At 49.4% G+C, this 20,776-nt stretch carries 23 protein-coding genes and 3 tRNA genes; 4 read left to right on the top strand and 22 right to left on the bottom strand.

Annotated elements, in window-relative coordinates; genetic code table 11:
* Nucleotides 1-45: 45 nt before the first annotated feature.
* Both AB1I67_RS12565 and AB1I67_RS12560 read right to left on the bottom strand, forming a co-directional pair.
* Nucleotides 46-1,746, bottom strand: coding sequence for a glutamine--tRNA ligase/YqeY domain fusion protein (locus AB1I67_RS12565; RefSeq protein ID WP_367030210.1), 1,701 nt, complete (start codon nt 1,744-1,746; stop codon nt 46-48).
* A gap of 162 nt (nt 1,747-1,908) precedes the next feature.
* A tRNA-Thr gene (locus AB1I67_RS12560) sits at nt 1,909-1,981 on the bottom strand.
* A gap of 168 nt (nt 1,982-2,149) precedes the next feature.
* Between AB1I67_RS12560 and AB1I67_RS12555 the strand changes: the two genes are divergently transcribed.
* The gene (locus tag AB1I67_RS12555) at nt 2,150-3,199 is read left to right on the top strand and encodes a DUF4397 domain-containing protein (protein ID WP_367030209.1); all 1,050 of its coding nucleotides are present in this window, start codon (nt 2,150-2,152) and stop codon (nt 3,197-3,199) included.
* On the opposite strand, the gene AB1I67_RS12550 is transcribed toward AB1I67_RS12555, so the two are convergent.
* The 14 genes from AB1I67_RS12550 to AB1I67_RS12485 all read right to left on the bottom strand — a co-directional run bounded on the left by AB1I67_RS12550 (nt 3,196) and on the right by AB1I67_RS12485 (nt 14,338).
* Complete coding sequence (locus AB1I67_RS12550; RefSeq protein WP_367030208.1) at nt 3,196-4,149, bottom strand: L-lactate dehydrogenase; 954 nt, start codon at nt 4,147-4,149, stop codon at nt 3,196-3,198. The two genes, AB1I67_RS12555 and AB1I67_RS12550, sit on opposite strands and share 4 nt — an antisense overlap.
* An 81-nt stretch (nt 4,150-4,230) precedes the next feature.
* Complete coding sequence (locus tag AB1I67_RS12545; protein ID WP_367032614.1) at nt 4,231-5,295, bottom strand: PilT/PilU family type 4a pilus ATPase; 1,065 nt, start codon at nt 5,293-5,295, stop codon at nt 4,231-4,233.
* 71 nt (nt 5,296-5,366) lie between these two features.
* Nucleotides 5,367-5,813, bottom strand: coding sequence for a hypothetical protein (locus AB1I67_RS12540; protein ID WP_367030207.1), 447 nt, complete (start codon nt 5,811-5,813; stop codon nt 5,367-5,369).
* Between the two features lie 70 nt (nt 5,814-5,883).
* Nucleotides 5,884-6,429, bottom strand: a complete 546-nt coding sequence (locus AB1I67_RS12535; protein ID WP_367030206.1) for a hypothetical protein — start codon at nt 6,427-6,429, stop codon at nt 5,884-5,886.
* The gene (locus tag AB1I67_RS12530; protein WP_367030205.1) at nt 6,422-6,913 is read right to left on the bottom strand and encodes a DUF4860 domain-containing protein; all 492 of its coding nucleotides are present in this window, start codon (nt 6,911-6,913) and stop codon (nt 6,422-6,424) included. Before AB1I67_RS12530 ends, AB1I67_RS12535 begins: the two co-directional genes overlap by 8 nt.
* Nucleotides 6,903-7,262 carry a hypothetical protein gene (locus AB1I67_RS12525; protein ID WP_367030204.1) on the bottom strand — a complete coding sequence of 120 codons (360 nt, stop codon included), beginning with the start codon at nt 7,260-7,262 and terminating at the stop codon, nt 6,903-6,905. Before AB1I67_RS12525 ends, AB1I67_RS12530 begins: the two co-directional genes overlap by 11 nt.
* A 14-nt stretch (nt 7,263-7,276) precedes the next feature.
* Complete coding sequence (locus tag AB1I67_RS12520) at nt 7,277-8,320, bottom strand: type II secretion system F family protein (RefSeq protein WP_367030203.1); 1,044 nt, start codon at nt 8,318-8,320, stop codon at nt 7,277-7,279.
* A gap of 85 nt (nt 8,321-8,405) precedes the next feature.
* A complete protein-coding gene (locus tag AB1I67_RS12515) occupies nt 8,406-9,371 on the bottom strand; it encodes a transglutaminase-like domain-containing protein (protein WP_367030202.1) in 966 nt (321 codons plus the stop codon).
* 39 nt (nt 9,372-9,410) lie between these two features.
* Nucleotides 9,411-10,151 carry a 23S rRNA (guanosine(2251)-2'-O)-methyltransferase RlmB gene (gene rlmB / locus AB1I67_RS12510; RefSeq protein ID WP_367030201.1) on the bottom strand — a complete coding sequence of 247 codons (741 nt, stop codon included), beginning with the start codon at nt 10,149-10,151 and terminating at the stop codon, nt 9,411-9,413.
* Complete coding sequence (locus AB1I67_RS12505) at nt 10,148-10,594, bottom strand: ribonuclease III domain-containing protein (RefSeq protein WP_367030200.1); 447 nt, start codon at nt 10,592-10,594, stop codon at nt 10,148-10,150. Before AB1I67_RS12505 ends, rlmB begins: the two co-directional genes overlap by 4 nt.
* Nucleotides 10,579-11,988 (bottom strand): cysteine--tRNA ligase, encoded by a 1,410-nt coding sequence (cysS, locus tag AB1I67_RS12500; protein ID WP_367030199.1) that lies wholly within the window; start codon nt 11,986-11,988, stop codon nt 10,579-10,581. Before cysS ends, AB1I67_RS12505 begins: the two co-directional genes overlap by 16 nt.
* A 40-nt stretch (nt 11,989-12,028) precedes the next feature.
* Nucleotides 12,029-12,592 carry a 2-C-methyl-D-erythritol 2,4-cyclodiphosphate synthase gene (gene ispF / locus AB1I67_RS12495; RefSeq protein ID WP_367030198.1) on the bottom strand — a complete coding sequence of 188 codons (564 nt, stop codon included), beginning with the start codon at nt 12,590-12,592 and terminating at the stop codon, nt 12,029-12,031.
* 48 nt (nt 12,593-12,640) lie between these two features.
* Entirely contained in the window at nt 12,641-13,564 is a 924-nt protein-coding gene (locus AB1I67_RS12490; protein ID WP_367030197.1) for a diacylglycerol kinase family protein, read from the bottom strand.
* Between the two features lie 117 nt (nt 13,565-13,681).
* Nucleotides 13,682-14,338, bottom strand: a complete 657-nt coding sequence (locus AB1I67_RS12485) for a phosphatase PAP2 family protein (protein WP_367030196.1) — start codon at nt 14,336-14,338, stop codon at nt 13,682-13,684.
* A 281-nt stretch (nt 14,339-14,619) separates the two neighbouring features.
* On the opposite strand from AB1I67_RS12485, the gene AB1I67_RS12480 reads away from it, so the two are divergent.
* Both AB1I67_RS12480 and AB1I67_RS12475 read left to right on the top strand, forming a co-directional pair.
* Nucleotides 14,620-14,692: transfer RNA gene (locus AB1I67_RS12480), tRNA-Val, on the top strand.
* Nucleotides 14,693-14,707: 15 nt separating this feature from the next.
* Nucleotides 14,708-14,781 (top strand) — tRNA-Met (locus AB1I67_RS12475).
* A 61-nt stretch (nt 14,782-14,842) separates the two neighbouring features.
* Here the strand turns inward: AB1I67_RS12475 and AB1I67_RS12470 are convergent.
* The 6 genes from AB1I67_RS12470 to AB1I67_RS12445 form a co-directional block, all read right to left on the bottom strand.
* Nucleotides 14,843-16,156 (bottom strand): tyrosine-type recombinase/integrase, encoded by a 1,314-nt coding sequence (locus AB1I67_RS12470; RefSeq protein WP_367030195.1) that lies wholly within the window; start codon nt 16,154-16,156, stop codon nt 14,843-14,845.
* A gap of 91 nt (nt 16,157-16,247) precedes the next feature.
* Nucleotides 16,248-17,255: a hypothetical protein gene (locus AB1I67_RS12465; RefSeq protein WP_279003235.1), complete on the bottom strand. Its 1,008-nt coding sequence runs from the start codon at nt 17,253-17,255 to the stop codon at nt 16,248-16,250.
* Between the two features lie 70 nt (nt 17,256-17,325).
* Nucleotides 17,326-18,072, bottom strand: a complete 747-nt coding sequence (locus AB1I67_RS12460) for a type IV secretory system conjugative DNA transfer family protein (protein WP_279003237.1) — start codon at nt 18,070-18,072, stop codon at nt 17,326-17,328.
* Nucleotides 18,072-18,779 carry a hypothetical protein gene (locus AB1I67_RS12455; protein WP_279003234.1) on the bottom strand — a complete coding sequence of 236 codons (708 nt, stop codon included), beginning with the start codon at nt 18,777-18,779 and terminating at the stop codon, nt 18,072-18,074. Before AB1I67_RS12455 ends, AB1I67_RS12460 begins: the two co-directional genes overlap by 1 nt.
* Entirely contained in the window at nt 18,776-19,096 is a 321-nt protein-coding gene (locus tag AB1I67_RS12450) for a hypothetical protein (protein ID WP_279003233.1), read from the bottom strand. The genes AB1I67_RS12455 and AB1I67_RS12450 overlap by 4 nt, the downstream gene beginning before the upstream one ends.
* A 288-nt stretch (nt 19,097-19,384) precedes the next feature.
* Complete coding sequence (locus tag AB1I67_RS12445) at nt 19,385-19,627, bottom strand: helix-turn-helix transcriptional regulator (RefSeq protein ID WP_279003232.1); 243 nt, start codon at nt 19,625-19,627, stop codon at nt 19,385-19,387.
* A gap of 166 nt (nt 19,628-19,793) precedes the next feature.
* On the opposite strand from AB1I67_RS12445, the gene AB1I67_RS12440 reads away from it, so the two are divergent.
* On the top strand, nt 19,794-20,486 hold the full coding sequence (locus AB1I67_RS12440) for a hypothetical protein (protein WP_279003231.1): 693 nt from the start codon (nt 19,794-19,796) through the stop codon (nt 20,484-20,486).
* Nucleotides 20,487-20,776: the final 290 nt, after the last annotated feature.

Raw genomic sequence — 20,776 nt, 5'->3', positions numbered from 1 at the left:
CAGGCAGTCTTCCTGCCCGTCCCTGACGTTTTAGCCGTTAAGTTCTTACTTCTGGATCTTGAAGGAACTCTTAAGAGAAACGATCCGGTTAAATACCGGCGCCCCAGGTTTACTGTCCTTACAATCCACGCAGAAATAACCATTTCTTACAAACTGGAAGCTGTCATAAGGTTCCACATCCACAAGCGCCGGTTCCACATAGCAGTTCTTCAGAATAGTCAGGGAATTGGGATTTAAGTTCAGAGAACCGTCAGCGTTTAACTTGCCCTTCTCCTCATCCACAATATTCTCATACAGACGGCATTCCACCTGCTTTGCAGTCTCCGCCGCTACCCAGTGGATCGTCCCCTTGACCTTGCGCTCGCTAAATCCCGATCCGCTTCTGGTCGCCGGGTCATAGGTCGCATGGACCACGGTCACTTTGCCGCTTTCATCCTTCTCAAAACCGGTGCAGGTCACAAAATACGCGCTCATTAAGCGTACCTCATTGCCCGGGAACAAACGGAAATATTTGCGCGGCGGTTCCTCCATGAAATCCTCACGCTCAATGTAAAGCTCTCTGCCAAAAGGCACCATGCGGGAACCCAGCTCCGGATTCTCCAGATTGTTGGGCACCTCCATCATCTCGGTCTGCCCCTCCGGATAGTTGTCGATCACCAGCTTCACCGGATCCAGGATCGCCATCATACGCGGTTTTTTCAGCTTTAGATCCTCGCGGATACAGTACTCGAGCATCGCATAGTCAGCAGAACTGTTTGCCTTTGAAACGCCCACCAGCTCCACAAACATGCGGATGGCTTCCGGCGTATAACCGCGTCTGCGCAGCGCAGCGATGGACACCAGCCGCGGATCGTCCCAGCCGTCCACAATGCCGTCCTCCACCAGCTTTTTGATATAACGCTTGCCGGTGACCACATTGGTCAGATAAAGCTTTGCAAACTCGATCTGGCGGGGCGGGTTCTCGAACTCGCACTCCTTCACCACCCAGTCATACAGCGGCCTGTGGTCCTCAAACTCCAACGTACAGATCGAGTGGGTGATATGCTCTATGGCATCCTCGATCGGATGGGCAAAATCATACATCGGATAGATGCACCATGCATCCCCGGTATTGTGATGAGTCATATGGGCCACGCGGTAGAGCACCGGATCCCTCATATTGATGTTGGGGGAAGCCATATCGATCTTCGCACGCAGGACCTTCTCCCCGTCCTGATACTTCCCGTCCTTCATCTCCTCGAACAGGCGCAGGTTCTCCTCCACGCTCCTGTTCCTGTACGGGCTCTCCTTACCCGGCGTGGTAAAATCACCACGGTACTCACGGATCTCCTCCGCTGTCAGGTCACAGACAAACGCCTTTCCCTTCTTGATCAGAAAAACTGCGCAGTCATACATCTGTTTAAAATAATTGGATGCAAAGAACAGCCTGTCATCGAAATCAGCTCCCAGCCACTTCACATCCGCCATGATAGATTCCACAAATTCCGTCTTTTCTTTCGTCGGGTTGGTATCGTCGAAACGCAGGTTGAACTTGCCGCCGTACTTCTGGGCCAGTCCATAGTTTAAAAGAATGGACTTGGCATGTCCGATATGCAGATATCCGTTGGGCTCCGGCGGAAAACGGGTCTGAACATGGTTATAAACGCCCTCTGCCAGGTCCTTGTCGATCTCCTGCTCGATAAAATTCTTGGAAACCACCTCTTTCTCTGCAGTCTCTGCCGCTAACACTTCTTTGTCTTTTTCCATCGTTTAAGCTCCTCCGCTCCCTCATGCCGGTCTACAGGGCATGTGCTCGTATAGAATAAATGTAAGTATACCATATTCTGTATCTGAATTCCATCATTTAAACACAGATACAAAAAAAGCAGAAAACTTTATAAAATATAAAGTTCTGCTTATAAAACCAAAAGCTGCTGACGGGAATCGGACCCGTGACCTCCGCACTACCAATGCGACGCTCTACCGACTGAGCCACAGCAGCATCTTTATCCCAAGCTTCGTTTTCAGCCTGCGAAACCTTAGATATAGTATCATGGGTTTTTACCTTTGTCAACTGCTAACCCGAAAAATTCTGTCCCATTTTTACATTTTTTGGCACCTGGCAAAATCTCATCACATACAGTAAAGTAAAAAAACAATGAGGCATTTTATGGCTGAAAGCGATACACATTACAATGGCACCTCCGACATGAATACGCAGATGGATAACGGGGAGATGCGGGCGAACGACAATTACGGGCTGACCACGCCCCTCCCGGAATATGGGGAAGGAGGTCCAACAGATTCCGGCAATGGCGGCAATACGCCAGCAGTACCTCTACCGGATGTAGGCGAGGGAGGGCCGGTAAATCCCGGCGACGGCAGCAACATCCCGGTTGTCCCGCTTCCAAACCCGGGGGAGGGCGGACCGGTTTATCCCGGCGACGGCAGCAACGTCCCGGTCATCCCGCTCCCCAACCCCGGAGAAGGCGGACCGGTAGGTCCCGGCCCTGTCATACCTGGCCCCGGCTGGCTTCCGGATTTCCCGCCGTTTCCCGGTATCTCTCCGCAGAATTACGGGCAGGTGCGTTTCCTAAATGCATCCACCAACGCCTTTCCGGTGAACATCTCCATTGATGGCACTGCATACGCCATCAATTCCCGGTTCGGCACCATCTCAAACTATGACTGGGTTTCCGATGGTTTCCATACAGTGACCGTCCGCCGCGCTTCCGGGATGCGGTCCATCCTTCTGCAGCAGAATTTCCCGTTTGTGGCGGGGCAGAAAGTCACTCTGGTCCTGACAGACTCCGCTTCCGGCGGGCTTGATATGGTACGGGTCATCGATACCGGCTGCAGCAATATGCCCTACAACTCCGGATGCTACCGGTTCGCCAACATGGCTTACAGCGGTTCCAGGTTTGACCTGCTGCTCTACGGCGGCGAAACCGTGTTCCGGAATGTGGGATTCCAGACCGTCACCCCATACAAACAGGCGATGGCCGGTTCCTACCAGTTCTACGTGACAAACTCCAATACCTATGCCTTCCTGCGGGAGCTGCCGATCATCATTGTCGGCGCCATCGGCACCACGGCCAATATCCAGCAGCCGCTGGTATCCTTCCAGGCCGACATAAACGCCAGACAGAACTACACCACCTATATGATCGGCAACACCTGGTCTGATACCGGGCTGGTCGCCTTCACGGTAGAGGACTAATCCTGCTCCAGTCCCTGATAGCTCTCTTTTAAGATATCACAGGAAGCGGCAAATCGATCCAACTCTTCCTCCGAAAGGTTCAGCTGGAGAACCCGCTGCACCCCATTCTGGTTGATGATGCAGGGCACCCCTGCAAAGACGCCGGTCTGGCCATATTCCCCGCACAGCAGTGCAGATACGGTCAGCACACTGTTCTCATCTCCCAGGATCGCTTTGGTAATCCTGGTCATCGCCATGCCAATGCCGTAGTAGGTGGCGTGCTTTGCCTCGATAATACGGTACGCAGCGCCTTTTACTTCCTCGGAGATCCGGTTCAGCTCATCCATCTGGACCGGATTTTCCCCTTCCTCCACAATATCGCGGATACACCGGGTCGCGATCATCGCCTGGCTCCAGGGGACAAATTCGCTGTCCCCATGCTCTCCCATAACATAGGCATGGATATTGCGCGGGTCCACATGCAGATGTTCGCCAAGCAGGTACCGCAGGCGCGCTGTATCAAGAGCCGTACCGGTCCCCAGCACCCGCCTGGCATTAAAGCCTGACAGCTCATAGGTCATCCGGGTCATTACATCCACCGGATTTGTTGCCACCAGAAATATCCCGTTAAAGCCGGATTCCGTGACTGGACCTACAATGGAGCGGAACACTTCTTTGTTTCGCTTTAAAAGCGCCAGCCTGGTTTCTCCAGGTTTTTGAGCCACTCCTGCACAGATGACCACAATGTCCGCGTCCCGGCAGTCCCCGTAATCCCCCGCGGAGATTTTCATATGAGAGCCGGAAAAGGCAAGGCCATGGTTTAGATCCATTGCCTCACCTTCCGCCCTCTTTTTATCAATATCAATCAGTACCAGCTCATCACAGACGTTCTGGTTTAACATACTGTAGGCATAGCTCATACCCACCATGCCGGTTCCAATCAACACTACTTTTCTTTTTTCTGTTCTCATAATGACCTCCTGTCTGCCTTATTATATCCGCAAAGACAGGCTCCTATGTCATCCTGAGCATATTTCCTTCGTTTCTGAATTTTAAAGCCTTGCCAGCTTCTTTTCCATCAGCTCGCTGTTGTTGCTGTAGATGACCGCATTATCCCGGCTGATGATCCCTTCCCGGTAAAGCCTGATCAGGCTGTTATCCATGGTGATCATCCCCTCATCCTGGGAGGTGGAAATGATATTGTCGATCTGATGGATCTTTGCCTCACGCACCAGATTGCGGATCGCATTGTTAAAAAACATGATCTCAAAAGCAGGCACCTCTGTGCCGTCCAGCGCCGGGATCAGCTGCTGGGAGATCACCGCCTGCATGACCATGGATATCTGCGCACGGATCTGCTGCTGCTGCGCCGGCGGAAAATTGTCTATAATACGGTCGATGGTATTGGCTGCCCCGACCGTATGCAGCGTGGAGATGACCAGATGGCCTGTCTCCGCCGCCGTCATCGCCGTCTTGATGGTCTCGTCATCGCGCATCTCCCCCACCAGGATCACATCCGGAGCCTGCCTGAGAGCCGCCCGCAGCCCTGACACATAGCTGTCCGTATCAATCCCGATCTCCCTCTGGGTCACCACGCTCTTGTTGTGGCGGTGCAGATACTCGATCGGGTCCTCTAATGTGATCACATGCACATTCCTCGTTCGGTTGATCTCGTCTATGATACAGGCAAGAGTGGTGCTCTTTCCGCTGCCTGCAGGCCCGGTCACCAATACAAACCCTTTTGTCATCCGGGCAACATCCATAACCGGGCTGGGAATATGTAGTTCGCCAAAATCCGGGAGATCAAAGGTGATCACACGTATGATCGCCGCCAGAGAACCTCTCTGACGGAATACGTTGGCACGGAACCGGGACACTCCCGCAATCGCCATGGAAAAATCATCGTCTCCATGAGTACGTACCTTTGTCATATCCCGGTTGCCTGCAAGCTGGTAGATCTCTTCCACAATGCTTTCAGACTCCCTGGGATAGATCTTATCCTCAGACCGGTAGATGATCCTGCCTCCGATCCGGTAAGACAACGGCATGCCCGGAATCAGAAAGATATCCGCCGCCCCTCTTTCTACCGCCTCCCGCAGCAGTTCTTCCGTCTTCATACTCATTCTTCCTCCATCTGTTTCCTGTATTAATCCTGTCTTTATCAACTCTGTCTCCAACAGTCCTGCCTTTATGAGCCGCTCCCAGTCCAGACCGGCGTAGAGCTGTCTATCTCATAGGCTTCCCGCTCATACACATTCCACGCCAGCACCCTGTAAGTCCGCTCATCCCAGTCCACAGCCAGCTCGACCCGTAGCGCACGGCCTGCATCCATGGGGATATCCGTCAGCACGGCGCCTGTATCCTGCTGAAAGTACGCCCCCACAGCGGCCTGCGCCGCAGCTTTCGTATCTGCGCTGAGCAGCGCCCGGTCTACCATGCCCACAAACTCCTCCGCCTGGCTGTCAGCCAGATAATAAGCCTTCACTGCCGCCGCGCTGCGCTCTGATAAGGCGTCCTCCCTCCGGGCATTTCCCAGAGACAGGATGCTAAACGTAGCCAGACAAAGCACGATAAAGATCAATATCAGGGACGCACTGCCAATGCTGGCTCTCCGCCTGATCTCATAATTCGCCATATATCATCCTCCAACGCCGCAAAATATGATGCTCTCATTCCTGTTTTGCCTCTGCCGCCACAGGCGGAGGTCACGGCCTCACATCCCCATACCGGGATACTTCCAGTTCAAACAGGGCGGGAGCAAAATACTCCCCTTCCTGCACATGGATCCACAATGTCCTCATACCGTCATCCGCTGTGTTTTCACGCAGTTCTGCCGTATATTTGTAATCCGGCCAGACATTATCCTCCGGCTGAGTATCCTCCTCCGGCTGGGAGCTGTCCTCTGTCCGGGCATCATCCGTCGGCCAAGCGTCCACGCACTGCCAGTTTTCGTCCCAGTAGATACGGTATCCACCCTCCCGCGTAACACTGCCGCTGCGGGTTGTGAGCCCTGCCGGGATCCTGTATGCATCCATCCGCTCCATAAGCCCTTCTGTACCCTCGGCCTTCCAGACCTCCGCCACGGTCTGAGCCGCGCTGACAGCCTGGTCCCGCTCCGTCGCCAGACGGCTCATCCGGTCGGACTTCGCAAACGCCAGAATACAGGTTGAAGCACATATCATAAAAAAGAACACGGCTACGATCATCTCCATCAGAAAGATCCCGGAGCCGGAACCACTCTTTCTATTCATCCTGACCTCCTGCACTCCTGAGAGACAGCGTGAGGCGGCCGCCCCCTTCTCCCAAAGTTTCCACGGTTATCAGGCGGCCTTCTTTCGAAAAGGAAAGTCCCCCGCACTTAAGGATCTCCAGTCCATCCTGCAGTGTCAGGCCGCTGTCCTCATAGGTAAACAGCTCGCGGATACTCCCATCCCTGTAATAGATCCAGGTCAGATAACGCTCACCCTCTATCTCCTGGATCAGTTCAAGGACCTGGGCACCCTCCATCTCCTTTACGGACACCTGGCCTGCCAGGTCTCCCTGGCGGACTTTATTGGCTACATACTGGAGCGCCACACTGCCCGTATAGGTCTGTTCCATCCGGGTGCTGATATTTTCATAAACTTTTCCGCCTGTCAGCACGGTAAAAAGCGCACACAGCACAAACACCAGGAACAACAGCATGGTAAACAGCGTTCCGACAGCCTGGTTTGGGGCATTCCTGTTACCTGCCATCGTCTTCGCCTCCTTCCACCGGGACCACCGTGATCTCCGGCATGATGTTGGAAGCAAAACCGTCGTAAAATACATTGTACCGCTCCCGGTCGATCTGGATTCCGTAATTCTCTTCCAGATAACCGACACTGGGCGGATATCTGCCTTCGATCGCATAACACTGGACGCTTGCCCTGGAAATGGCGTTCCTCAGGGTTTCCGCCCCTTCCGTCTCCGCCCGCTCAAGGAAAGATGACACGCCGCTCAAAAAAACCGCAACCACCAGGCCAAATACCACAGCCGCAGTTGCACAGCCGCTTATAAAGCGCCAGTCTGCTTTGTTCTTTCTATTCTTGGTATGAACTCTCATCTGCGTTCCTCCCGTCAGCCCACGCTGGCGAGTACGCCTGCAAGGGGCAGCATAACAGACAGAAGGATCAGTCCCACCGCCACAGCCAGCACTGCCACCAGTGTGGGTTCCAGACGGGCAATCATGTTGTCGATGGAAGCGTCGGCCTGCTGTTCATAGTCCCCGGAGATATTGTCCATCACCTCATCCAGGCGTCCGCTGCGGGTCCCCACTTTTATCATCTGGATATGAAACTTGCTGAAAAGTCCCGTTTCCTTCATCGCATCATAATACCCTGAACCTGCCTGCAGCTTTTCGGCGCATTCATTGATCCGTTCCGCCACTTTTTTATTGTCCACAAGCTCCGCTGCAATACTCATGCCCTTTTCAAGCTCCATGCCGCTCTGAAGGGTCAGAGCCAGCACTGCCGTAAATCTGCGCCCTGCCACTGCAAGAGCCGTCCCACTGTTGCTCTTAAACCAGTCTTTTACCTTCTCAGCCCACTTGAAGCTGTGCCCCGCACCGGCTGCCGCGGCTGTTGCCAGAAGGATCAGGGCCAGAGCTGCAAACACGACCAGCGCCGCCCCGCTGAAGATTCCGCCAAACCTGGACGCTGCCCGGGAAAGAGATGACATCTGGACTCCCAGCTGGGCATACACTTCCTCAAACACCGGCATCACCTTTGTGAACAGCACAAACAGAACCACAAGCAGCATCACCACCATCATAACCGGATAGGTGATGGCATTGCGGATATTCTTCATCATAAAATATTCTTTTTCGTAATAAACGGAAAGGGACTCCATCAGACGGTCCAGCGTGCCGCTCTGCTGCCCCAGCTTCGCCATCCGCACCACATAGGCCGGAAAGCTTCCGCTCCGCTCCATGGCGGTGTAAAAGGGATCCCCCAGCTCTACATCCTCCGCCATCGTCTGCAGGAGCTTTCGTTCCTCCTCCGACACGGCATCCTCCGCCATGATGGACAGGCCTTCTTCCAGCGGCACTGCAGCCTTTAAAAGCAGGGAAACCTGCAGGCAGAACGCCGACAGCTCCCGGCTGGAATATATTTTTACTGCCATAACCTTTTATCTCCTCTTTCAACCCTATTACCCCGGCGCTGCCTTCAGGGCTTCGCCGGGGTATCTATTATGTGCGGATCATATTCTAATAAGTGTATTTTGCCTGATAGTTCGCACCGTTTCCTATGTACTGCTTTACGCTCTCATCCTGCCCGCCGGATGCTGCAAAGGTCGGGTCCATCAGGGACCAGTTCTGTCCATCAAAATAAATGATATTATCCACCCATCCCACATTGTCGATATATACGTTTACCCAGGCATGATAAAGGCTGCCTGTGTATCCGATCACCAGTTTGGTCGGAACATCCTGGGAACGGAGCATCGCCGTCATCAGGGCCGCATAATCAAAACAGATACCCTTTTTCGATGCCAGCACCGCATCCACATCCGGAAGATAACCGCTCTGGACACTGGACGCCTTCGCTGTATCATAAGCAATATTCTTTATCACGTACTCATAGACATTGGTCACGACGCCTATGGCGTCTGTTGCAGATGCCGCTACGGTCGCCCCGGTCTGTACCGCCGCGCTGCCCGACGTGAAATTCACATACTGATTGGGCGTGAGGAACGGCGCAAACTGATCTGTCAGGGAAACCGCAATATCCTTTGAAAACACCTGGGTGTACTGGTTGCCTGTAACATTCTCAAATATCTTGACGGAATACGTCCCATTTCCCTCCGTAAAGGGGAATACCTCATAGGCATCCCTGACATTTAAGTCATAGGTATATACCGTAGAGCTCTTGGATATCTGGATCTTGATCCGGTTCCGGCTTCCGGTATATTTGATCATCACATAACCCTCACTGATATTGGAAGCATCGATAGTCGCCCTGCCATTGCCGTAAACTACAGTCCCACTGGCCTGAGGCGTTCTCACATGACTCCCCGCAGGTTTGGAATAGAGCGGTACAGCCTCGTCCTCGATCACTGTCAGCACCGCTTCCGCCTGCCCCTCAGCTCTGTGGGGACCTGCCAGGCAGATCCCCGGTGCCGTCGCTGCGATCACCACCGCGCAGGGAAATGCGATCCACTGTTTTCTTTTCATGAGATTCCTCCATCCTGTCACCTATAAATATAACCTTCGTCAGCCAAGTCTCTGTCTGACGATCTCATACGCAAGTACGCCGGCCGCTACGGATGCGTTGAGGGAATCAATATCCCCCTTCATAGGAATGGACGCGATCATATCGCACCGCTCCCGCACCAGCTTGCTGACCCCGCTTCCTTCATTTCCGATCACCAGGCCGATCGGGCCTTTTAAGTTCATGCGGTACATCAGCTCGCCGCCCATATCAGCGCACACAAACCAAAGCCCGCGCTTTTTTAGATCTTCAATGACTGCAGAGAGATTCGTCACCTTCGCAACCGGAGTATAGTTGAGCGCCCCCGCAGAGGTCCGCGCCACCGTTGCAGTCAGTCCGGATGCTCTGTGCTTCGGGATAATGACCCCGTGGGCTCCCGCCAGGTTCGCGGTACGGATGATCGCCCCCAGGTTGTGCGGATCTTCGATCCCATCCAAAAGGAAGATAAACGGCGGTTCGCCTTTTTCCTCCGCTGCCTTTAAGATGTCCTCCACCTCCGCATATTCATAGGCCGCAGCATAGGCAATGACGCCCTGATGCTTCCCGGTCTCAGACATCTGGTCCAAACGTTCCTTCGGCACATAGTTTATGATGGTATCGTGTTTGCGGGCTTCCCTGGTAATGCTCTGGATCGGGCCGTCCTTGCAGCCGTCCTGTACAAACAGTTTGTCAACAGGCTTGCCGGAACGGAATGCCTCCATCACCGCATTCCTTCCCTCTATCGTCAGTTCCTCGTATCTCATGTAAGTTCTCCAATCTTCTCTAATCCATCATGCACCAGCGTGAGCAGCCGTTCATAGCTGCCCGTCAGATACAGATAGCCTGCCAGGGCTTCAAATCCTGTGGCCATCCGGTAATCGATCATGGTAGCATGCTTTGCCGTGGAAACGGATTTGGCGTTCCGCCCCCGCTTGTAGACCGCCATCTCCGCCTCTGTAAACTCCTCCTGCAGGACCTTGACCAGATTCGCCTGGGTCTCCGCCTTCACGAGGCTGGAGCTTTTCTTGTGCATCTTATTTACCTGCATGCTTCCCTGGTTGATGACCTTCGTGCGGATCAAAAGCTCATACACCGCATCGCCGATATAGGCCAGCACCAGAGGAGAATAGGCGCTCACATCTACATCCTGGAGATTCAGTGCCTGTTTTAAGGCATCCTCCATGGTATTCTTTAAGCCCGTTTCCATTTCACACCTTCCCTGGTATCTTCCAGGATGATTCCCATATCCAGAAGCTGGTTACGGATCTCATCCGCGCGAGCGAAATTCTTTTCCTTCCGGGCCTGCTGTCTGGCTGCGATCAACTCCTCAACTTCGTCATCCAGCGCTTCCTTTTTCCGCTCGGTAATGATGCCAAGAACATCGCAAAGGGACTCAATTGTATTCTTTAAATAGTCCACATAGGACCTGGTACTCTCCTCCGAAGCCGTGCTGTTGCTCAGCTTCACCAGCTCAAAGACTGCCGAGATCGCATCTGCCGTGTTGAAATCATCATCCATGGCCGCCTCGTACTTCTCCACCAGCGCTCCCGCCTCAGCCATGCAGGACTGCTCTCCTTCACTCATAGCGCCGTCTGCCGCCCTGCTGCCTAATTCCTTAAGCCGTTCCACAGCCGTAAGGATACGGTCCAGACCGTTCTTGGAAGATTCCATAAGCTCCGCGCTGAAATTCAGCGGGCTTCTGTAATGGGCGCTCAGCATAAAGAACCTCAGCACCTGGAGGTCATACTTTTCACTGATCTCCCTGACTGTAAAGAAATTCCCGAGGGATTTTGACATCTTCCGGTTGTCGATATTTAAAAATGCGTTGTGCATCCAGTATGTGGCAAACGGTCTGCCATTGGCTGCTTCCGACTGTGCGATCTCATTCTCATGGTGAGGGAAGATCAAGTCCTCGCCGCCTGCATGGATGTCGATCTGGTCGCCCAGATACTTTTTGGACATCACGGAGCACTCAATATGCCAGCCCGGACGCCCTTCGCACCACGGCGACTCCCAGAAAGGCTCCCCGTCTTTTTTGGGCTTCCACAGCACAAAATCGGACGGATCCTCCTTGCCCTCTTCCCCGGTGACCTTGATCTCACGGAAACCGGACTGCAGATCATCTAAATTCTTGTGGGACAGCTTCCCATATTCTTTAAAGGAATTGGTACGGAAATATACCGTGCCGTCCTTGGCGGCGTAGGCATGCCCCTTCTCGATCAGGGTCCCGATCATCTCCAGCATACCGCAGATCTCCTGGGTCGCCTGGGGATGGGTGGTGGCGGGCCTCACATTCATCGCCGCCATATCCTTCCTGCACTCCTCGATATAGCGCGTGGATATGGTATCCGCATCCACGCCTTCCTCGATCGCCTTTTTGATGATCTTGTCATCCACATCGGTGAAATTGGAAACGTAGTTCACCTCGTAACCTTTATATTCAAAATATCTCCGCACCGTGTCAAACACGATCATCGGCCTTGCATTGCCGATATGGATGAAGTTATATACGGTAGGTCCGCATACGTACATCTTCACCTTTCCCGGTTCAAGCGGTTTGAATTCTTCTTTTGTCCTCGTCAATGTATTAAAAATCTTCATGTCAGTCTGCTCCTTTTCTCAGCTTTTTCTCTTATGCATTTTATGCGTCCTGGTCTGTCCTGCTGCAACAGCCCGGACATCCCCCGCAGTCTCTGCCCTGGGACTGCATACGGTCGTCAAAAGCATAATCCCGCACATCCGTCAAAAGGGTGACTGCCTGTGAGGAGATCCCCTCGCCGGAGCCGGTAAAGCCAAGCCCCTCTTCTGTAGTAGCCTTGACACTGACCCGGTTCACCTCCAGGCGCAGCGCCTTCGCGATATTTTCCGCCATCTGGGGACGGTAAGCCGCCAGCTTGGGCCGCTGTGCAATGACTGTCGCGTCAATATTCTCGATCACGTAGCCCTTCTCCTCCAGAAGCGCTCCCACCCTCTCAAGCAGAGCAATGCTGGAAATCCCTTTATATTCAGGGTCTGTATCCGGGAAATGCTGTCCAATGTCGCCAAGCGCAGCCGCCCCCAAAAGCGCATCCATGACCGCATGTACCAGCACATCCGCGTCCGAGTGGCCGAGCAGCCCCAACTCATACGGCACTGTCACGCCGCCCAGGATCAGATCCCTTCCCTCTACTAATTTATGGACATCATATCCCTGTCCGATCCGCATAGATTCAAATCTCCTTTATGTCATAATCATTCTGTATCTGCAGTCCTGTCATACTATCATGCGCAGCTTTTTCTCCACGCACCTGAGATGGATATCCGTCTGACAAAAACAGCTCTCCCCATCCACATGCACAGGCAGCGGCCTGTCTACATGGACTGCCATCTCCTTACAGCGGTAAAAACGAACGCCTCTGTGATGTCCCATCCTGCCCGTCAGCGCGTCAGCCAGGACCGGGACCAAATGCCGCTTGGAGGAATTGTGCACCACACATACCTCAAGCTGTCCATCATTGTAATCCGCCTTCGGGGAGAATTTGAAGCCGCCTCCCTCGTAAGGATGGATATGGCTGGAAATAAAATAAATATGGTTGAATTCCACCTTTTTCACACCGTCCAGGACCAGATGCCCCTTCACCGGCTTCGTCAGGACCAGATGCTTGATGCCCAGAAGCACATAGCGCAGCCGCCCGCCAAACAACAAAAGCCTGCGCTTTCTGCCGGTGTCCAAAAGATCATGGCACACCGCTGCATCCATTCCGATCCCGCTGCTGACAATGAATCTCCGGTGTACCGGCGCTTCCTTCTCATAGGACAGGATCCCATAATCCAGACAGCGGTAATACCTGGGGCTCAAAACCCGCTTCAGGCAGCGCGCCGGGCTTTTGGGAAGCCTTAAGCTGCGCGCAAGGTCATTGCCGGATCCGGTTGGAATATAGCCCAGCGTGACCGGCCCGTCAAAGCTCAGACCGTTCAAGATCTCGTTGACCGTACCGTCTCCGCCTACCGCAATGATCGTATGAGGTCCCTCGCTGTTCTCCGTCAGTTCTGCAGCCAGCCGCCTTGCATCTCCCTGCCCTCTGGTCATCTGCACTTCGTATTCTATACCGGAATGTATGATACGACGTTCCAGTTTTTTCCATATCTTTTCTCCAAGCCCGTGCCGGGCATTCGGATTCACGATAAAATAGTACATGGAAACCTCCCATAGTTTACTATTATAGAGTATACCATAAAATCCGTAAAACACCTAAGAAAATTTATATAAAAAAAGACCGAATGACAAACCGGTCTTTTTCTTCAGCGGCTGTATTTAACTGACGGCTTTCTGCCCGGCCGTCTTCCTGCCGGACGCATAACTCATGCCGAAAACAAACGGATACATCACATATCCCAGTATAAAAGCCCCAAGCACATCGATAGCGGAATGCTGTTTTAAAAATACTGTGGACAGGCAGATGGCAACCATCAGAAGGAAGGACGTCCTCCTTACCCACTTCTTCTCCCTCAGCATTTTGCTGTTTGTGATGGCAAAATGGACTCCCAGCGAGTTGTACGCATGAATGCTGGGAAAAACATTGGTCGGAGTATCCGAAGCATGGATCAGGGAAACCAGGTAACTGCACAGGTTCTTATTCGGGTCTACCACTGTCCTTAAATCCGTTCCATTTGGAAAAAAAGTGCAGATCACCAGGCTGATGGTCATGCCCACAAACAAAAAGGTACACAGCCTGTAATAATCCTGCCTGCTGGTAAAAAAGAAATACAGCACAGCTCCTGCTACATATAAAAACCAGATCAGATACGGGATGATAAAATACTCATTAAACGGGATATAATCATCCAGCGCCACATGCATGACCGCATACCGGCCGGTCACGGTTCGTTCCAGATAAAAAAACCAGGGCAGATAAATCAAGATGTAACCCATCACCCAGACATGCCCGTACTTCTTTAACAGATTCTTCACTTGACATCTCCCTTTCAAAATCATTCAACTTTTCCGGATTATATCACACTCAAACTGGGAGTACAATACAGTTTTGAAAATCTTTAGAAAACCGTTAGAATTGACAGGTTTTCGGAAAAAGGCTTTCCTTTAGTATATGTTCTTTTCCCGAAAAATATCCGGTTCAAAAAAATCAACTCAAAAATTTGAAAAAAATTGTAGAAAAAGTCTTGACAATTGACACAACAAAGGGTATACTACGTAGGCAGTCTTGAGTGAGACATCACTCCAGAGGCGATTATGGGATCTTAGCTCAGCTGGGAGAGCATCTGCCTTACAAGCAGAGGGTCATAGGTTCGAGCCCTATAGGTCCCATATAAAACCAAATATGGCGGAATAGCTCAGTTGGCTAGAGCACACGGTTCATACCCGTGGTGTCGAGAGTTCAAATCTCCCTTCCGCTACTGAAAAGCCCTTGAAAAATCAAGGGTTTTTTCATTTTCTGTTTGAGTACCTTTGAGTACCTCAAATTGCTATCCTGCAATCTGCTATTCCATTTCCGCTCACCAGAGCATTTTCAAACGCCACCGTTGTTTCCTGCTTTCCTGCGCGGTTATAACAGTAATTTCCGTAAGTGGTACGCTCATCGGTATGCCCTACCGCCTTGCGAATTTCATTGATATTGATACCGCTGTCAATCAATGCGGAAATATAGGTCTTTCTTACTTTGTGGAAACTCTTTGCCATTATGTCGCACTGCTTGCAGTATTTTGATATCCGGTATTTGACCGTCCGCGTTGTCATGCGCTTTCCAGCATTCAGGAAAAGGAATCCTTTGTCATGCCAGCCGTTCATCTGGTTGGAGACTTTCACCGCTTCAATAACCTTGAGGGCCTGCGGAACCAATGGAACCTCACGCACGCCGGCCTCGGTCTTTGTGCTGTCGATAACTGCCCGTTCCACCAGCCGGATATGCTCCAAATCGGAATAATCATAAACTTCTTCCTCCATATGCCGAACATGAAGTATATTCCCCATAATATCCGTTTCCTTGATTGCCGCCATCTCACCAAGGCGTAAACCTGTGAGAAAGCCGAGAACCACAGTCAAAGGAGCGGTATTCAAAGGATTGCTGTTAAAATCCGCCAGAGCCGCCTCTATAATTTTAGGTGTCTCGTCTAAAAGAAATACCTGCGATTCATCGTTCTTTTTTACTGGCTTTCGCAACATTTTCTTTTGCAGTTTAATTTGCCGGAATGGATTTACCGTGATGATCTCCAACTGTTCCACCGCATAATCTAACATCTGCCGTATTAAGATTGTCATGGTGTAATAGCAGGTTTTCGTCATATCATACTGTTTTATCAGTTTGTGTGCCCAGATATCTAATTCACTCACTGTAAGCTCTACAATGGGCTTATCTATGATTTTTGGATAGGGCAGGTAAAACTTCTTCCAGTCGCAGTTAAAACGCCGTATAGACGTCGTAGCGCGTGTGTGAGCGCCTTTCCACTCTATCCATTCTGGATATAGCAAGCGCAAGGTCAATTCCTTCCCCTGTTCCCTTTTCTCCTGCTCTTTATAGAAATCTATAACGGCCCGATGAATAGCGGTTTTTGTGGTGCGTTTTAGCTTTCGCCTCCCCTGCTTTTGGGTTTTATCCGGCAGATACGTATACCATTTGCCGTCCTTCCCTTCATATATGTCATATTTGTGCAACGATAAATAATATTCTTCCTTTTTCATATTAAGTACCTGTTGCACGTCCTCGACGTTGATTATACCATTAGCAAGAGCTTCTTTCAAGATAGCTAAATCTTTATTTGTGACCTCTTTCATAATCCACCTTTATCTTAATTAGGTGGTGTAAGATTCTATCGTTGTGTTTGGGATTTTTCTTGATTTGATTTTAGAATGTTTGGTTGTTGTTTTAAGTGATATTTTTCTTTTCTGATTTTTTCTTTTTTGAGTTCTCTGTTTTTTTATCTGAACCATTACACCGAAATTCCGTGTTAATATGTTTCTTATATATCTGGCTTATGTATGTGCTGGAAAAATCACGTTCTGAATCTTTGATTTTAACAGCCGATTCATGTACTTTTTTATAGCCTGTACTCGATATTTCCTCTAATGCGTCTCCATAACTCATCTTTTCCACAAGCGGTTTTTTTATCCCACGGCTACACCGATATATATTCAATCCTACCGGAAGTAGCTTCAAGCGTGCCCCCTTTATAACGTGCTTATTTTCCGCCTGCTCTGTTTGGACTTCCCGAATCTCGCCTTGTAGTAAATCGTGAGACAACGGAACACCGCTTTCAATATCTAAATCGGAGAGGTACGCCGTCAAATACGCGCCTATATTATCTATATTGCTGTCCAGTGCTTTAATGCTGACAAAGCCATGTCTCCATATATCCGCCAATACTGTATTCTCGATAAAAGGCGGCGGTTTAGAGAAAATTGCTATCACATGCAGATGAAAAGCACCCCTGCCTTGTGCCTCCACACACACAATATACTCGTAAGACAAACCATATTCTTTTTGGATATATCGCTTTAAACGCTTGTTGAAATCGCGGTAATCTGTATACAGTTTTTGTGCGTCCTGCATGTTATCTCGATATGTCAAAGTTAGAAAGCGCACTCGTTTGATATTATAGGGTGTTACATTCGTATTGATTAAATCACGCAGATTCCGCATGGTCTTTTCAAGGTTTCTTACGTTCTCCGTTCTGTCGTGAGCATGATGTGTAATCTCCTTAATCTCACCAGTTGCAACAATCATGTATTCTTTACCTGATATTGGTTTGATAGTTGCTCCTATATTTTGTCTATCAGATATTGTTATCTGCTTGATATTTCCCATTGATTTTACAGACACCGGGCGTCGATTATCAATGTATTCAGGTACTTCAATTTTCTGTTTTTCTATCATGGCATAATATCACCTGTTAATCAAGTTAATGGAGTGCCCTGCACGCAGAGCACTCCCGGGAACTGCAAGGCTATTGCTCCGCACCGCCTTGCGGTTCCCTGTTTACAGCTTCACAAATTACCTTATGCAGTTTTTCGGTATTCCTTGGCATAACAGAACGAATTTTCTTAATTCCATTATCTGTAATCATATAGCCGATTCCGGTATGACATGGCTTAATAAAATCCTTGTATTCGCTGGCTACCATCGCCACCGAATCCTTATTATTGGCTATGTTACCCATGAGAAACCGTATATTATAATTGTCCCTTGCTCCGTTATCGAACAGTACCGCGTCGGCGCGTTGAAGTGCTGTGATTACAGAAATATTCAGTGCTCGTGAAAGATTTAAAATTCTCGCCATTTTATTTTTCAACGCCTCTGATTCCTTTTTAGGAAGCGATAATATTAAGCTGCTTAATTCATCAATAAAAAGAATCACTGGTTGCTTGCATGGTTGCTGGTTTCTCAATCTATTTTCAAAAAGGACAAAGAAATTTTCTATTCCACCCTGCGCGTTATCTACTGAATAATAATTAGAACAGCCCTCGCAAAAACGAAAATCGATTCCTTTTGGGTCTATAATAAAGATGGTCGGATTCGACATATAGAGTGACAATTTTCCCAACAAGGAAGTGGCAAAAACGGTTTTGCCACTTCCACTGGGTCCAATAATTAGAAGGCGTTGCCCCTCGTTTAAAATGCAATCGAGGGACAGCCAACGTTCTAAGCCTACCGCGCACATTTCTTCATCAAGGCAAACATTTATACGCCCCATCAAAAATCATTGTCCTCATACTGGTTTGAAATACGGCTGTTTCGCATTAACAGGGTTTGGGCCTTATGGTCAATATAATTTGCAACCTTCTCATTGTCACAGACTATAAGCGTAATGTGCCATACCCCACCAGCGTATAGGCATTCGTCAATATAGACTTTTGGATATATTTTCCCCCCAAATTCTGCGGTTGGTTTCCCCAGAGCCAGTTCTCCGCTTGCAAGGCGTTCTTCAAGGTGAACTGTCAGAATTTCATGGAAATCTGCCTGGGAGAGCGGTTCACCATCTGCAACCACTTTAAAACGGTAAATTGCGATATTTCTCCCTTGGTCAATCCCCGATGGCAAAGTGTCATGCAAATCAGAAAAGCGAAGTGGCGCTATCACCTGAAACTGGCGGGAATAGTTTGTGAAAATAGTAAACAATCCCTTTAGCAATAAACGGTCAAAAAATAGCAAGTTGTCGTTTGCCGCAACCGTTGGGGGAGGTGGTGTCGTTTTCTTTCCCATCAATGCAGGTATAATCATACAAGCGGCGACTCCAACGATGATAAGAGCCTGCTGATGAAAGGTGATGTATTTTATAAGAGCTCCCACTGCCCATAGGACTCCCACTACGAAGGGGGAGAGAATCAAACAGAACCTTACGAGGCCCTTGACGTCCTCCGCCTCGATGTAATTCATAAGTTTCTCGATGATTTTCCTCATACCAACACCACCTTCTCAGCCTTGCCAGAAATTGCGATCCGGCCGTCACTGTTATACACAGAACCGACGAATCCATCTGCAATGACTTGAATGTCTGTATCAGATTTTTCAATCTCCTCCTGTGTACAAATTGGCGCGTGCTCAACTACCTTGACATTGATTTTGTCATAGCCAGCGCGATTCACGAGACAATATGTCCACCCTACTTGATTTTCGCTTCGCTTGCCGCCCACGTATTCGTAATGCGGGTACACACTGGCAAGGTAGGCGCCCTTGGGGAATGTTTGCGCCCAAGTCAGCTTAATTGAATTTGCCATATTTCATGACCTCCTTTGAAATTTGGGCATAATAAATGCCCTGTGCGTTATGCAAAGGGCAAAAAAACTACCCAATGCGGTTACAATCACGTCAAAATATTGACGAATCTTCCCACAGGGTAGTAAAAATATCCTGTAAAATAACAACGGTCCGGGGATTACGCCCCACCCGCAAATCGACTTCAAAAAGTAAAGTCTAACTTTCTGAACTTAGCATTAATTTACCACAACTTTTCCAGAAAAGCAAGCACTTTTTTGGAATTTATATTTTTTTTATAATTTTTATAATTATTGAATTTCCTGCTCTAATTTGTCAAAAACAGGGTGCGTGAAAAATTCCCCAAGTGTAATTTCAAAACCATCACAAATTTTCTTAATTGTAGATAATTTTATGTTTCTTCGCTTTGGATTAAAAATACTATAAACGGTGGACGGCGTTAAGCCACATATATTGGCTAAATCATTATATGCAATTCCTCGCTCTTTACAGAGAATATCAATTCTTTTTGCAGTTGCGTCTTTTGCGTTCATGAATATTTATACCTCTCTACTATCGTAATATAGAAAGATTATATTTTTATACGCAACAACGTATACGCGCTTGCGTAATTCATAAAAATATGTTATTATTTTTTTGACATTTACAGGTAATCAGGTATAATTTTAGATAGGGAAGTTCAAGAAAGGTGGTAAGTTTATGAAAAAAGAGTTGATTACAGCACTAGCAACAGTACTCATAGCCACTACGGTTGCCATTCCGGTGCAGGCCGGAAATGCGGACTGGGACACTGGTGGTTATGTGCCACCAACGCCTTCAGAGGTCGGGGCCATGATTGTGGAAGATGACTTGCCGGACCCTGGGTCCATTGAGGACAATAAAGCTTTGATGGAAGCCTATGGTGGATATGATAAATACTTAGCGTCGTTCGAGGTTGTTACTCCCGAGTATTTTAAGCAGAAGTATGCAGAGGTTGCAGAAACTTTACAGCCTAAAATTGACACTTCGTCGCAGTCTGCTATTTTTACAAGTGCTGTGAAGGCCGTTGATGAACACTACACGAGGACGTTCTCACAGTACGGAGGCGTGGGTACAAGATATGCTTATGACCAGAGGATGAACACAGATTACGTCGCAAGTGGTATCGCTCATTCCGGTATACAGCCCGCAACGCTTCTGCATACAATTCTTACTAAGAACGGTATCGCTAACACTATCCATCGCGGAACATCTAATGAGTGGACAGTGTATGTTATGGCTACAATAGAGGGTGATGTTCGATATTCATCGAGTGATACTTTTGAGGTTAAGATAATTGACACACCCACTGACATGGAAGCTCAATCTGTTGGTGAAATTCTCATGGGAGCGTATGCTGAGTACTTTAACTAATGAGTGTCACGTTTAAGCGATTTTTATCTGCTAGTTTAGCGGTAGTGATATTATTACAGTAATCAAGGCTAGATTAGAAAATACTGCTTCTAATCTAGCCCCTTTCTATAATGGGGATTTTTCCGACCACAACAAAAACCTGTCAAGAACAAGCGTTGTCTGCTTTTGCAGATTCTTGACAGGTTTTCCGCTTACTGCTATGCTTTTTTCGTGCTGGATAGATTTGAGTACCTGCTTGAGTACCTCTATATTTGAGGACGTGCAGAACCTTTCTTTTCTAAGTGTTTGAG

It is taken from the genome of Clostridium sp. AN503 (genome assembly GCF_040719375.1).
GTDB lineage: Bacteria > Bacillota > Clostridia > Lachnospirales > Lachnospiraceae > Brotaphodocola.
This window is presented reverse-complemented; position numbering and strand designations above follow the sequence as displayed.

Coding starts and splice junctions, on each gene's coding strand:
- AB1I67_RS12540 (WP_367030207.1), bottom strand. CDS start 5,813: ATGGCGAATTATGAGATCAGGCGGAGAGCCAGCATTGGCAGTGCGTCC.
- AB1I67_RS12460 (WP_279003237.1), bottom strand. CDS start 18,072: ATGGGGCGTATAAATGTTTGCCTTGATGAAGAAATGTGCGCGGTAGGC.
- AB1I67_RS12565 (WP_367030210.1), bottom strand. CDS start 1,746: ATGGAAAAAGACAAAGAAGTGTTAGCGGCAGAGACTGCAGAGAAAGAG.
- AB1I67_RS12545 (WP_367032614.1), bottom strand. CDS start 5,295: ATGAAGACGGAAGAACTGCTGCGGGAGGCGGTAGAAAGAGGGGCGGCG.
- AB1I67_RS12535 (WP_367030206.1), bottom strand. CDS start 6,429: ATGAATAGAAAGAGTGGTTCCGGCTCCGGGATCTTTCTGATGGAGATG.
- AB1I67_RS12530 (WP_367030205.1), bottom strand. CDS start 6,913: ATGGCAGGTAACAGGAATGCCCCAAACCAGGCTGTCGGAACGCTGTTT.
- AB1I67_RS12440 (WP_279003231.1), top strand. CDS start 19,794: ATGAAAAAAGAGTTGATTACAGCACTAGCAACAGTACTCATAGCCACT.
- AB1I67_RS12550 (WP_367030208.1), bottom strand. CDS start 4,149: ATGAGAACAGAAAAAAGAAAAGTAGTGTTGATTGGAACCGGCATGGTG.
- AB1I67_RS12470 (WP_367030195.1), bottom strand. CDS start 16,156: ATGAAAGAGGTCACAAATAAAGATTTAGCTATCTTGAAAGAAGCTCTT.
- AB1I67_RS12525 (WP_367030204.1), bottom strand. CDS start 7,262: ATGAGAGTTCATACCAAGAATAGAAAGAACAAAGCAGACTGGCGCTTT.
- AB1I67_RS12445 (WP_279003232.1), bottom strand. CDS start 19,627: ATGAACGCAAAAGACGCAACTGCAAAAAGAATTGATATTCTCTGTAAA.
- cysS (WP_367030199.1), bottom strand. CDS start 11,988: ATGAAGATTTTTAATACATTGACGAGGACAAAAGAAGAATTCAAACCG.
- AB1I67_RS12505 (WP_367030200.1), bottom strand. CDS start 10,594: ATGGAAACGGGCTTAAAGAATACCATGGAGGATGCCTTAAAACAGGCA.
- AB1I67_RS12555 (WP_367030209.1), top strand. CDS start 2,150: ATGGCTGAAAGCGATACACATTACAATGGCACCTCCGACATGAATACG.
- AB1I67_RS12490 (WP_367030197.1), bottom strand. CDS start 13,564: ATGTACTATTTTATCGTGAATCCGAATGCCCGGCACGGGCTTGGAGAA.
- AB1I67_RS12450 (WP_279003233.1), bottom strand. CDS start 19,096: ATGGCAAATTCAATTAAGCTGACTTGGGCGCAAACATTCCCCAAGGGC.
- AB1I67_RS12520 (WP_367030203.1), bottom strand. CDS start 8,320: ATGGCAGTAAAAATATATTCCAGCCGGGAGCTGTCGGCGTTCTGCCTG.
- ispF (WP_367030198.1), bottom strand. CDS start 12,592: ATGCGGATCGGACAGGGATATGATGTCCATAAATTAGTAGAGGGAAGG.
- rlmB (WP_367030201.1), bottom strand. CDS start 10,151: ATGAGATACGAGGAACTGACGATAGAGGGAAGGAATGCGGTGATGGAG.
- AB1I67_RS12515 (WP_367030202.1), bottom strand. CDS start 9,371: ATGAAAAGAAAACAGTGGATCGCATTTCCCTGCGCGGTGGTGATCGCA.
- AB1I67_RS12465 (WP_279003235.1), bottom strand. CDS start 17,255: ATGATAGAAAAACAGAAAATTGAAGTACCTGAATACATTGATAATCGA.
- AB1I67_RS12455 (WP_279003234.1), bottom strand. CDS start 18,779: ATGAGGAAAATCATCGAGAAACTTATGAATTACATCGAGGCGGAGGAC.